Genomic DNA, 12,608 nt, shown 5'->3' on the forward strand with positions numbered 1-12,608 from the left:
TTTTTACAAGTTTTGTTTTACAATATTTTAAAAGAAAGGCGTGAAGGCTTTATGTTTTTTAAGAAAAAAACACTGGAAGACTTCAGTGCCCAGCGTAAGGACAGCGGCATGCTCCGCACGCTGAGCACAGTGGATCTGACCTTCCTTGGCATCGGCGGCATCATCGGTTCAGGCGTGTTCGTCCTGACCGGTATTGGTGCAGCACGCTATGCCGGGCCCGGTATTGTTCTTTCCTTTATTGCAGCAGGTCTCCTCTGTATGCTCGTCGGTCTCGCCTACGCAGAGCTGGCGTCGCTCATCCCTGCAGCGGGCAGTGCATACGCCTATACGTTTGCCTCCCTCGGTGAGGGCATGGCATTCCTCTGCGGATGGTCACTGATCATCGGCTACATCGTTACCGCGAGTGCGGTCGCCGTCGGATTCTCCGCCTACTTCTCCGGGATGATGGCGTCCCTCGGCATGGAGATACCGAAAGCACTCCTCACAACAGCACCGGAGGGCGGTATCATCAATCTGCCCGCCGTTGTCATCACGCTCATCATCGGCGCCATCCTCGCTCATGGCACGAAGGAGAGTTCGCGTCTCAACACGATCCTCATCTCGCTCACGCTGTGCGCGATCGTTGCCTACGTTGTGGTCACGTCGCCCCATGCAGTGGCGGCGAACCTCGATCCGTTCCTCCCGTTCGGTGCCGGCGGCATCATGGCAGGCGCAGCGGTCGTGTTCTTCTCCTTCATGGGATTCGATACGGTCGCAACCTCCGCCGAGGAGTGCAAAACACCGGAGAAGAGTCTCCCGATCGGCATTATCGCATCGGTCTTTGTCTGCCTCTGCATCTACTCCGTTGTGGCACTCGTCCTCACGGCGACGATCCCCTACACGGATCTCGATCGCGCAGATCCTGTCGCCTACTGTCTGCGTCTCATCGGCTACACGAGCCTCGCGAACCTCGTTACGGTCGGCATCCTCTTCGGTATGATCACGACCCTCATCGTCTACATCTTCGGTCAGGCACGCGTCTTCTTTGCCATGTCGCGTGACGGCTTCCTCCCAAAGTCGATGGCAAACATCCATCCGAAGTATGGCACGCCGTACTTCATCACGCTCGTCGGCTCGGCGCTCATCGCGTTCATCGCAGGCTGCGTGCCGATGCTCTACATCGTCGAGCTCGCGAACACCGGTGTTCTTGCGGCATTCTTCATCGTCTTTGTCGGTCTGATCCAGCTCCGCCGCAACTCCCCCGATCTGCCGCGCACGTTCCACTTCCCGGCGCTCTATCTCTTCGCACCGATCGGCATGGCAGTCTGCCTATATCTGATCTGGGCACTGTCGGCGGTCACAAACATCACATTCATCGTGCTGATGGTACTTGGCTTCTTCTTCTACAACAGCTATGCGCCAAAGCATCGCTGCTGGGATAAGGCCTCCTCAAGCAGTGCGAACGGTGAATCATCCTACAGTGACAGCACCGCATCGTCCTAAGTATTTTCTCCTGTAGACAGCTGGCTGCTGCAGGAAGACGAAATGTCTTCCTGCAGCAGTTTTTTTGTCCTCCCGCTGTCATGGAGGATAGATTTCACAACGGACTATGGCACGACGTTTATTTTTGTGTTAAAATAGAAGTGTTTTGAGTAATGTAGGAGAGTGACATGAACGAGCGGTACGGATGGATTGGTGCGGCACTTTGTCGTGCATTCGTCCTCGTCTGTGCCGCCGTGCTTGTGCTCACTGCGACTGCAGCACTGCTCACGCGTGCGGGGATGCCCTTTGCGGGCGCATATACAGGCGGCGTGCTTGCCGCTGCGGTTGGGACACTCATCGTCTCGCGCAATGGTGCAACGCGGATTCTTCTCCCCTCCCCTGCCATCACGGCATGGCTGGTCTACGAGGAGATCATCGCGCGCGGCATCGCATGGCAGGATGCGCTCATCGTCTCTGCTGTCACGGCACTCATTGGTGTACTGCTGATGCGTACCGTATTCATGGGGCGCATGATCGACGGACTCCCGCCCGTGATTCGCACGGGACTCCTGCTGTCACTCGCACTCGGGATACTGACGCAGGCGGCACAGGCGGCGCGCATTCTCCTGCCGTCGCCATGGGCGCTCACGATGGGCGGCATGCTGTCCGATCCACTGACGTACTTCACGCTCGTCGGCATCCTCCTCGTACTCCTGCTGTATGTGCAGCAAAAAACGACGGCTCTGCCCGTCGGCATTGGCATCATTCTGCTGCTCACATGGGGAGAAGGGTTCTGGGAAATCCCTGCCGCACCATTTTTGCAGCCCGCGCTTGTCCTTCCGATGGAAACGATGGTTGGGACACTCGATATTCCCGCTGCCATCGGACTTGGCATAACGCTCCTCATTGCACTAACAGTGGAGAGCACGGCCGTCCTCGCGGCAGATGTACGCTGTGTACGTACCGCCGATTCTGTGCTCACACGCGTTTTTGCCGTCAGTGGTATCGCCAGCCTCATCGGTGCAGCGCCGCTCATCATCGCACCGATCTCTGCGGCACTGCCCGCCGCAGAAGAGCGGCACATCGGCGGCATCCCATCCACGGCGATGTGGGTGGCTTTGCTGCTTCTCCTGCTGCTCCCCTGCGCGCCGCTTCTCGCGGCACTCGCGGAGTTTCCCGCCGCGCCTGCGCTTGCACTCACTGTGCTGGGGCTCATGCTGCTGCGGCATGCACTCGTGCAGCTGCGGATAACGACCAGTCTCACACTGCGCGATACCGCCGTCCTCGCTGTCTTCGTTCTCACGTCCTATGACCTGCAAACGGGACTGACACTTGCCCTCTTGACATGGGTGCTGCTCACGGCAGCGGGTGGGGCTCATCATCATATTCACCGCAGCACAGCCGTGCTGACGGCAGTTCTTGTTCTATCGCAGCTGTTTCCACAGCTGCGATAAGGAACACGGAGCATCTCCGTGCTTCTGAAATATGGGAGGTACATTCTTTTGCGTAAGGATATTCTTTTGCGCGGCACTCTTGCCGCCGCCCTCGGTATTTCTATTTTGGCAGTACATACGGCGGATGCACGCCGCATTCATGATCCAAGTACAGCGACCAAGGTGCACACGGAGCGTGGCTCAGATGCGGCAAAGGATGATGATTTCCGCGCACGCATCGGTCATCTGCTCAAAGCGGCAGAAGAAACAGAAGTACATCCACAGTTTAGTGTCCCTAAGACGCTCTCGGAATACGATACAGCGATCATCGGCACTCCGCTCGCCAGTCAGCAGCAATGTGTGGACTATCTTCTCAGCATAAATCCCTCCCCCGCCATCTCAGTCTCACCGAAGGAACTTGTCTCCTATTATTATGAGGAGGGGGAACGTGAGGGAATCCGCCCTGATGTTGCCTTTGCACAGGCACTCAAAGAGACGGGGTTTTTCCGTTACGGCGGTACAGTCACGCCTGACCAGAACAACTATTGCGGACTGGGAACAACGAGCACAGAGGTCAAGGGAGCGTATTTTGCCACCTCACAGCTTGGTGTCCGCGCTCATATTCAGCATCTGCTTGCCTACGCATCGACGCGGCATCCGGCATTCCCCATCGTTGACCCGCGTTACAGCCTCGTACGCAGCGTCTACGGCACGGGCACACTCGGCAACTGGCAGGATCTGAACGGACGTTGGGCAGTACCCGGCGACTCTTATGGACAGAGTATTCTTTCGATGTTCCGCGACATCCTTCGCAAGTAGAAAAGGAGAACGGATAGATGATTACCGTCAACAATCTCAGTCTGCAGTTCGGCAAACGCGTCCTTTACAAAGACGTCAATCTGAAGTTTACGCCCGGAAATTGCTACGGCATCATCGGTGCAAACGGCGCGGGGAAGTCTACTTTTCTCAAGCTGCTCTCTGGGGATATCGAACCGACAGGCGGCATCGTAGATATCACGCCGGGCGAGCGTCTCGCTGTCCTGCAGCAGGATCACTACGCCTATGACGAGGTCGAGGTGCTGCGCACGGTTATCATGGGACATGCACGCCTCGTGGAGATCATGGATGAAAAGGATGCACTCTATGAAAAGCCCGACTTCTCCGACGAGGACGGGATGCGTGCCTCTGAGCTCGAAGCGGAGTTCGCCGAACTCGACGGATGGAATGCGGAAACAGAAGCGGCGCAGCTGCTGAACGGTCTCGGTGTATCGGACGACAAGCACCATCTCAAAATGAACGAGCTTACCCCTGCGGAAAAGGTACGCGTCCTGCTTGCACAGGCTCTCTTCGGCTCACCCGATATTCTCCTGCTCGACGAGCCGACAAACCACCTTGACGTTGCCTCGATCAATTGGCTCGAGAACTTCCTCGCGGACTTCCCGAATACGGTCATTGTCGTTTCACATGACCGCCACTTCCTCAATCAGGTCTGTACTTACATCTGTGATGTGGACTTCGGCAGGATCTCGCTCTACGCCGGCAATTATGACTTCTGGTATCAGTCCAGCCAGCTCGCCCTCCAGATGGCAAAGGATGCAAACAAGAAAAAAGAAGAGAAGATCAAGGAACTTCAGACCTTCATTCAGCGTTTTGCCGCCAACGCTGCGAAGTCCCGTCAGGCGACCTCGCGCAAGAAGCTGCTCGAGCGCATCACGCTCGATGACATCAAGCCCTCAACGCGCCGCTATCCGTACATTGCCTTTACACCTGACCGTGAGGCGGGCGATCAGCTGCTCACCGTTGAAGGGTTGTCCAAAGAGGTGGACGGCCGTCAGCTTCTTAAGAACGTCAGCTTTACCCTAAAGAAAGGTGACAAGGTTGCTTTCGTCGGACCAAACGGCGCGGCGAAAACGATGCTCTTCAAGATCCTCATGGGCGAGGAGGCGGCGGACGAGGGCACGTTCAAATGGGGCGTCACCACGACGCAAACCTACCTCCCCTCGGACAATTCCGCCTACTTCGACGGCGTAAAGCTCAACCTTGTCGATTGGCTGCGCCAGTACTCCAAGGATCCGGATGAAACATTCGTGCGCGGCTTCCTCGGCCGGATGCTCTTCTCGGGCGAGGAGAGCCAGAAGCGCGCTGAGGTGCTCTCGGGCGGCGAGCGTGTCCGCTGTATGCTCTCGCGCATGATGCTCTCGGGGGCGAATGTGCTCATCTTCGACGAGCCGACCGACCATCTCGACCTCGAGTCGATCACTGCCCTCAACAATGGGCTGATGTCATTTTCGGGCACGATTCTCTTTGCCTCGCGCGATCACGAGTTCACACAAACTGTCGCAAACCGCATCATTGAAATTACACCTGTCGGCATCGTTGACCGCATCTCAACCTACGACGAGTACCTGAGCAACGAAACAGTAAAACAGCAGCTGACAGAAAAGTACAAGACTGTGGGGTAATCCGACAACGTCTGTGTTGGACAACACGATAAACATAGATATAATCCAATTCTGTCGGGAGGTAAGATCATGCTGGGGGCACTGCTGCACAGCACCGAAAACAAAAACGCCGCACTGCGTCTGCGCGAGATGGTGACGGTACTGCGCCGCCACGACATCGTCCATGGTCTCACCCCCGCGAAACTGCGCGCCATCTTCGAGGATCTCGGCCCCACCTTCGTCAAGTTTGGGCAGATCATGAGCATGCGCCCGGATTTTCTTCCGACGGACTACTGCGACGAGCTGATGAAGCTGCAGACGGCAGCACGGCCCCTCGCCTTCCCCGTCATCCTTTCCATCGTCGAGCAGGAGTATAACCGCGAGTGGAACAAAGTTTTCCGCATGATCGACAGTACCCCCCTCGGCTCTGCCAGCATCGCACAGGCGCACCGTGCCGCACTTTCCTCGGGTGAGGAGGTTGTGATCAAGGTACAGCGTCCCGGCATCCACGAGATCATGCGCACCGATCTCACTCTGATGAAACGCGCCGCCACCCTCATCCGCCTTGTCAGCAGCGACGATGTCGTTGACTTTCGCGCGCTGATGGATGAGATGTGGAACATTGCAAAACAAGAGATGGACTTCCTCATTGAGGCAAGTCACATTGAGGAGTTCGCACACCTCAATCGTGATAATCCGTTTGTCTCCTGCCCGCGCGTACTGCGTGATCTCTCCACCCAACATATTCTCGTCATGGAGTACATCGACGGCATTCCCCTCGATCAGACGGATGCCCTCCGGGCGGCAGGGGTCAACGTCACGCAGATTGGGCGACGGCTCGGTGAGAACTACGCCAAGCAGATCATTGAGGACGGTTTTTTCCACGGCGATCCGCATCCCGGCAACATCCGCATCCGCGGCGGAAACATCGTCTGGATTGACCTCGGTATGATGGGGCGCCTCAGCAACCGTGACCGCACGGCATTGCGGCGGGCGATCTGGGCACTCGCCACGCACGACACCTTTGAAATGAAGGCAGCCGTCCTCGCACTTGGCATTGTCAAGGGGCGCATTGACCATGCACGACTCTATCAGGACATCGATGTCATAATGGAACAGTATGGTTCTCTTGACTTTACCGACGTACACATGGGGGTACTGACGAATCAGATTCTCAGTATCCTGCGTATGCACCACATCGGCTGTCCGAGCGGTCTTGCCATGTTTGCGCGCGGTGTCATGACCGTCGAGATTGTCATGCGCCGCTGCGCCCCCGAGGTCAGTTTCCTTGAGATCTTTGCACGCAGCCTCTCCTTGGGATTCGTACAAGATATGACATGGCGCGAGGGGCTCTCAAAGGCACGCCAGGAGGGCATCATGCTCCTGCGCAAGTCCGTACAGATCCCGGAGCAGCTTGCCGACCTCCTCAAGATGACCATGGGCGGACAGACCAAACTCAACATCGATCTCACCGGGTCGGAAGAACCCGTGCAGCGTCTCGATAAGATGATCAATAAGCTTATCATCTCCCTCCTCTGCGCGGCACTCCTCATCGCATCGAGCACCATCTGCACCACGAATATGCAGCCGCAGATCGGCGGTATCCCCCTTCTCGGCATCCTCGGTTATCTCATCGCATTCATCCTGAGCCTACGGCTCATCTGGGATATTCACAAGGGAGTGTAGAGTATGCGTGGCATACGCGGCGCCATTACCGTTGGACGCAACGAAAAAGAAGAAATCTGGCAGGCAGCCCAGGAACTCGTCACGAAAATCCTGTGCACAAACAACATCACGCCTGCCGACATCGGTGCTGCCATCTTCAGCGCCACTGAAGATCTCACGGCGGCATTCCCCACGGCAGGTGTGCGCCGCATCGCAGGATTTGACCTCGTCCCACTCTTTGACGCGCGGCAGTGCGCCATCGAGGACAGTCTCCCGCACTGCATCCGCGTCCTCCTCCTCGTCAATACCGATACGCCCCAGAGCAGCATCCACCACGTCTATCTCCGCGCTGCAGCAGATCTGCGGCCGGATCTGGAGGGGTAAGTATAACACAAGAAAAGCGTCACTGTATTTGCAGCGACGCTTTTCTTATAAACTAAAGCAAGCACAATAGTTCCCACCAAAAATACTTTATGAGCACTGCGCAGATTGAATGAGGCGAACCACATTCTCCTGAATACTGCGCTCTTTCGTAAAGAGTCCGGAGCTTCCCCCAGTAAAGATCCGTGCCCCTGCTTCATACAGCGTGTGCACTGTTTTCTCATTGACATTACCATCTGCTTGTATACGGCAGCCTATCCCGGCATGAATCAGTCGATCTGACATTTCTCGAATATGCCGAACTGCCGCGTCCTGAATTTTTTGACCAGAAAACCCAGGATTAACAGTGAGTTTTAATACCCACGCACACTTCTTTGCCAAATCAACAAAATCCTCACCTGGAGGAGTCTCGGCACGATAGGCGAGAACAGGCAGTGCACCGCACTCACGAATTCTTCTGAAAACACGCTCCGGTTCGTTCATTGTTTCAGCATGCACGGCAATATAATCGAGTTTATAGCGCGAAAAGATGTCAATATATCGTTCCGGCTGCTCTACAGCAAGGTGTATCTCTATGGGAAGCCGGCTCTTCTCCTTGAGATATGGATAGAGGAGATCACCTAGGATAAGGCACTGGTTAAATACTCCATCCACAACATCGTAATGCCAGAAGGCGACATCCGAACGATTGACTTTATCAATGGCATCACTCAAATGACCAATATCCATACAGGAAACAGAGGCAGACACGGCAAGTGCATGATCTGTAAATTTTACACTCCTACCCACGGTCACATCTCTCTTTCTCATATGCCATCATATGTGCCACACGAGCCGCATACTTTCCTCCCAATGGCTCTGCAGCAAGCCATGTTTTTGTAATTTCCAATGCCATATTTTCAGCAATAATACGTGCACCAAGGCAAAGGACATTCGCCGCATTATGCGCCCGCGTCATCTTTGCAGAAAACAAATCAGAAACCAATGAGGCACGGATTCCAACCACTTTATTTGCCATCATGGACATACCAATTCCGGTACCGCAGATCAATACCCCCAGTTTTACCTGCGGATGCCGTGCTACTTCCTCAGCAACAGCAATGGCATATATCCCTGAATCAACAGGATCTTTACAAAAAGGGCCCCTATCTTCTATTTGATAACCATTCTGTTCAAGTTCTCTAATCAAAAACTCCTTCATATGATAGCCGGCATGATCTGAACCAAACACGATTACAGGCCTCATGAATATCCCTCCTCTTTCTGCTTAGAACCCCTTTTCTCCAAGGCTGCTGGCAAAAGCGGGCACAGCACCCACACAGTGCTGTACCCGCTCAGCATCATCTTTCCTGCATCAGCCGATTGGATGCATGACAATCTTCGTCGCCTCTCCGCTCTTAAGCAGATGATATGCTCGATCCCACTCATCGATGCCGACTTCATGTGTAATCATCTTGTCTGCATCAATCTTATGCTCACTCATAAGTTTCAGCGTGGGCTCCCAATCATGCGTGTTTTGACTCCGGCTGCCGCAAACGGTTAGTTCCTTCTGGATGATCTTGGAGAAATCGACAGAAACTTCATCTTTTGCAAAAAGACCAATTTGCACATACTGCCCCTTCTTCTTCAGAAGATCCATTCCAAGGTGCATAGAGGGAACCGCTCCCGTGCAGTCATAACAAACATCAGCACCGTAACCATCTGTCAGTTTTTCGACGATCGCCTTGACATCCTCCTTCTGAACGTCAACAATGTGTTCAACACCAAACTTCTCCTTTGCGATTTTAAGGCGTCCCATATCCTGTGTCAGACCTGTCATAACAACACGTCCGCCATAAGCCATAACCACCTGAGCAACAAGCAGGCCAATTGGTCCAGGGCCCAGCACCAAGACAATAGCACCTTTGTCGAACTTTGCCTTATTTACGCCATGGTGTGCACAAGCTGCTGCCTCAGTGATAGATGCCTGTCGCGTCGTTACATTCTCTGGAAGAATATGCAGACTCTTGGCACGCGTCAGCACATACTGTGCCATAGCGCCATCCTGTTGTGTTCCGAGGCCTTTGCGGCTAGGACACAGATTATATTCTCCGTTTGCACAATAACGGCAATGTCCGCAGATGGTGAATGTTGTCTCGGAGGTAACACGATCTCCAACCTTGACATTCGTAACGCCAGCTCCCACTTCTGCGACAACTCCGGCAAATTCATGACCAATCGTCAGACCTTCGGCATTAACATTGTAGTGCCCTTCAAAGGTATGCAGATCACTACCGCAGATTCCAATATATTCGACACGCACCTTTACCTGGCCTTCTCCGACAGAGGGCTCAGGCTTGTTGAGGATCTCCCAGTTCCCTGCCCCCTTTTGTGTCTTAACTAAAGCTTTCATCTGTTTTCCTCCCTCACTCCATAACAAACAGGATTTTATTATACTCCTCTTTCCTATCCCTGATCATATCAAATACAGTTGCTACATCACACAACGAGAACTTATGTGAAATAAACGGCTTAAAATCAATCGTCCCATCCTGAAATGCCTCGATGCTCTTCATCCACGCGGGGCCAGGGAATGGTGCCGCATAAGAGTTCCAAAATCCTCGCAGTGTAAGCTCATGGCGGAAAATACTCTCAAAGGATTTTTCCTTTAACAGAATATCAGAGCGCGCAATACCAAGGAATCCGACTTTGCCACGCTTCTTTGCGACCAGCAGACATTGCTCCTGCGTAATTTTGGAGCCAGCTGTCTCCATCGCAATATCTACGCCTTTTCCATGTGTCAGTTCAAGAATTGCTTCAACGGTATTCTCTTTCATCCCATTGACACATTCATCTGCCCCAAGAGCACGTGCTTCTGACAGCTTGACAGGTGAAATATCTACAGCGATGATACGGCGAACACCGGCAAGACGAAACCATCTCAACGCAAGCTGTCCAATCGTTCCGCAGCCAAGAATAGCCACCGTATCACCAAGTACAGGCTGAATACCAAGGACACCATAAAGAGATACAGCACAAGGCTCAAGGAGTGCGGCTTCGACAAGATTCACATCACCAAGCACAATAGCATTAGTCGCCGGCACTCGGCAGTACTCAGCATATCCGCCCGGCATATCTGCCCCCAGCATCTGTGCCCCATCACACATGGACACATATCCTGCACGACAATTATCACAAGCATTACATGGAATAAACGGCTGAACAGCTACGTTGTCTCCGACATGAAATTTCCTGACATTTTTTCCAATTTCAACAACCGTTCCGGAAAACTCATGCCCGGGAACACCAGGAAGCGGATATTTCCAACCACTCAAGATGCGCGGCGAATCCGATCCGCAAATACCACACGCTGCAACGCGTACAATAATATCATCCGCACCACAGGTTGGATCTGGAAAATCATCATAACGGATATCACCGGTGTTATATATAACGCCTGCTTTCACGATTTACCCTCCATATTCAGATAGTGCAAAAACCTGTACCTAAAAGTACCTAACATGAAACCCCAATTGCTCAACACCTCAAGGTGTGAACTATCGGGGCTCTCATGTTCAGAACATAGCAATATGTGTATTAGAAAAACTGGAAGACCTTAATAACTGCCCAGTTAAGGAAGTTGCCGCCAAGATCAAGACTTGAAATCATCGTCGTATTTGCCGGCATCTGGAACTGTGCGTCAATTGCCATGGATGTATGGAACTCTGCAATATTGGTCGCCATCAGAAGCGCCAGCCCCATAACAATCATCCCTGCCAATACAGAATGCACAATATTTCCGCGTGCTGCACCAACAATGAATGCTACATAGAAACAAATCGTAGCAAGATCACCAAACGGAAGAACGTTGTTGCCGGGAATAACCACAGAAAGGAAGAGCGTACAGGGAACTAGTACAAGAGCCGTAGCGATAACAGCTGGATGACCAACTGCAACAGCTGCGTCGAGACCTATCGTAAGTTCACGATCTTTGCCAAAATCTTTCTTTTGCAGATAGGCTTTAACAGACTCAGATACAGGGATGAGCCCTTCCATCAGGATCTTGACCATACGCGGCATAAGGAACATGACACCAGCCATGATGACACCGATCTGGAGAATCTTTGCCAGAGGATAGCCTGCAAGTGCTCCAAGGAGGAGGCCAAGGATCAGCCCCATCATAAGAGGTTCACCGAAAATACCAAACCGCTTCTGAATGGCATCCGGATCCGCTTTAAGATCCTTAATAACTGGAATCTTTGAAATTACTTTAACGATAGGAATACCAATTAAGCCCTGTGCACACGTGGATCCCGTTGGGAAGGAAAGCCCCTCCATACCGAAATAATCACGTACCATTGGCGCTGTCCAATCAGCAATCTTCAGGACGGCAATCTCGTAAACAACACCCGCGATAATAGCAAGAATCCAATTGCCGCCAGTGAGCACAAGCACCGTTGCGGAAGCTGCTGCAAAGTGCCAGTAGTTCCAAATATCGATATCGACAACATTGGTTGTCTTGGTCATGAGCATTGCGATGTTGACGAGCATACTGATTGGAATCATGATCGCGGCAATTGGAGATGCCCATGTCATAGCAGCTGCAGCAGGCCAACCAACATCAATGATGTTCAGCGCAAGACCATAACGTTCAACCATTTGATGCGTTGCATCACCAAGATTGGAGGTCAGAAGCCCAATAACCAAGTTGATTCCAACAAATCCAACACCGATCGTAATGCCAGATTGAAACGCTTTCTTAAATCCCTGACCAAAACACATGCCTATGATCGTTATAACGATCGGAAGCATGACGGTTGGACCTAATCCAAGAATAAACTGCACAACTTCTAAAACCATAACTTTTCCTCCATTCAGTAAAATTCACACGCAGTTACTGCAGTGCCGACAAAATTTCCTGATCCGTTTTCTCCGTCTGCATGCCGGTAAGATAGTTCACAGCTTTTACAACGGGAATTTTATATTCACGGGATGGAATCGTTGTCGTCACAAGCAAATCTGCCTGCTCCTCATAAGTACCAATTTCAGCAATCTTGCACTGAATCACTTCCGCTTCAATTCCGTTATTTTTGAGAAGATCTTCAACTCGTTTACACACAACTGTCGAAGTTGCTATACCTGTACCACATGCAACAAGTACGCGCTTTTTATCTGCCATTTTAAATTACCTCCATACTGGGTTTAAAAAAATATATTAACTTTTCCACCGCACAAATAAGACAGATTA

The 12,608-nt window shown here is 52.5% G+C and carries 12 protein-coding genes; 6 read left to right on the plus strand and 6 right to left on the minus strand.

Going from position 1 to position 12,608, the window contains the following annotated elements; all coding sequences use genetic code 11:
- Positions 1-51: 51 nt before the first annotated feature.
- The 6 genes from HMPREF0908_RS02900 to aroH all read left to right on the plus strand — a co-directional run bounded on the left by HMPREF0908_RS02900 (position 52) and on the right by aroH (position 7,384).
- Positions 52-1,482: an amino acid permease gene (locus HMPREF0908_RS02900; RefSeq protein WP_050755854.1), complete on the plus strand. Its 1,431-nt coding sequence runs from the start codon at positions 52-54 to the stop codon at positions 1,480-1,482.
- A 167-nt stretch (positions 1,483-1,649) separates the two neighbouring features.
- Entirely contained in the window at positions 1,650-2,915 is a 1,266-nt protein-coding gene (locus HMPREF0908_RS02905) for a hypothetical protein (protein WP_006689940.1), read from the plus strand.
- Positions 2,916-2,963: 48 nt separating this feature from the next.
- A complete protein-coding gene (locus HMPREF0908_RS02910; protein ID WP_040572362.1) occupies positions 2,964-3,713 on the plus strand; it encodes a glucosaminidase domain-containing protein in 750 nt (249 codons plus the stop codon).
- A 17-nt stretch (positions 3,714-3,730) separates the two neighbouring features.
- Positions 3,731-5,356 (plus strand): ABC-F family ATP-binding cassette domain-containing protein, encoded by a 1,626-nt coding sequence (locus HMPREF0908_RS02915; RefSeq protein WP_006689942.1) that lies wholly within the window; start codon positions 3,731-3,733, stop codon positions 5,354-5,356.
- Between the two features lie 69 nt (positions 5,357-5,425).
- Positions 5,426-7,021, plus strand: coding sequence for an ABC1 kinase family protein (locus HMPREF0908_RS02920; RefSeq protein ID WP_006689943.1), 1,596 nt, complete (start codon positions 5,426-5,428; stop codon positions 7,019-7,021).
- A gap of 3 nt (positions 7,022-7,024) precedes the next feature.
- Positions 7,025-7,384: a chorismate mutase gene (gene aroH, locus HMPREF0908_RS02925; protein ID WP_006689944.1), complete on the plus strand. Its 360-nt coding sequence runs from the start codon at positions 7,025-7,027 to the stop codon at positions 7,382-7,384.
- 87 nt (positions 7,385-7,471) lie between these two features.
- Here the strand turns inward: aroH and HMPREF0908_RS02930 are convergent, their stop codons facing one another.
- From HMPREF0908_RS02930 to HMPREF0908_RS02955, 6 genes are all read right to left on the minus strand, one after another.
- Positions 7,472-8,191: a ribulose-phosphate 3-epimerase gene (locus HMPREF0908_RS02930; protein WP_071585450.1), complete on the minus strand. Its 720-nt coding sequence runs from the start codon at positions 8,189-8,191 to the stop codon at positions 7,472-7,474.
- Positions 8,163-8,627 (minus strand): ribose 5-phosphate isomerase B, encoded by a 465-nt coding sequence (gene rpiB / locus HMPREF0908_RS02935; RefSeq protein ID WP_006689946.1) that lies wholly within the window; start codon positions 8,625-8,627, stop codon positions 8,163-8,165. Before rpiB ends, HMPREF0908_RS02930 begins: the two co-directional genes overlap by 29 nt.
- A 108-nt stretch (positions 8,628-8,735) precedes the next feature.
- The gene (locus HMPREF0908_RS02940) at positions 8,736-9,773 is read right to left on the minus strand and encodes a zinc-binding dehydrogenase (RefSeq protein ID WP_006689947.1); all 1,038 of its coding nucleotides are present in this window, start codon (positions 9,771-9,773) and stop codon (positions 8,736-8,738) included.
- Positions 9,774-9,786: 13 nt separating this feature from the next.
- Positions 9,787-10,827 carry a galactitol-1-phosphate 5-dehydrogenase gene (locus tag HMPREF0908_RS02945; protein WP_040572364.1) on the minus strand — a complete coding sequence of 347 codons (1,041 nt, stop codon included), beginning with the start codon at positions 10,825-10,827 and terminating at the stop codon, positions 9,787-9,789.
- Between the two features lie 130 nt (positions 10,828-10,957).
- On the minus strand, positions 10,958-12,220 hold the full coding sequence (locus HMPREF0908_RS02950) for a PTS galactitol transporter subunit IIC (RefSeq protein ID WP_006689949.1): 1,263 nt from the start codon (positions 12,218-12,220) through the stop codon (positions 10,958-10,960).
- A gap of 34 nt (positions 12,221-12,254) precedes the next feature.
- On the minus strand, positions 12,255-12,539 hold the full coding sequence (locus tag HMPREF0908_RS02955) for a PTS sugar transporter subunit IIB (protein WP_006689950.1): 285 nt from the start codon (positions 12,537-12,539) through the stop codon (positions 12,255-12,257).
- Positions 12,540-12,608: the final 69 nt, after the last annotated feature.

Origin of the sequence: Centipeda flueggei ATCC 43531 (assembly GCF_000160695.1) — a bacterium.
Lineage (GTDB): Bacteria > Bacillota > Negativicutes > Selenomonadales > Selenomonadaceae > Centipeda > Centipeda flueggei.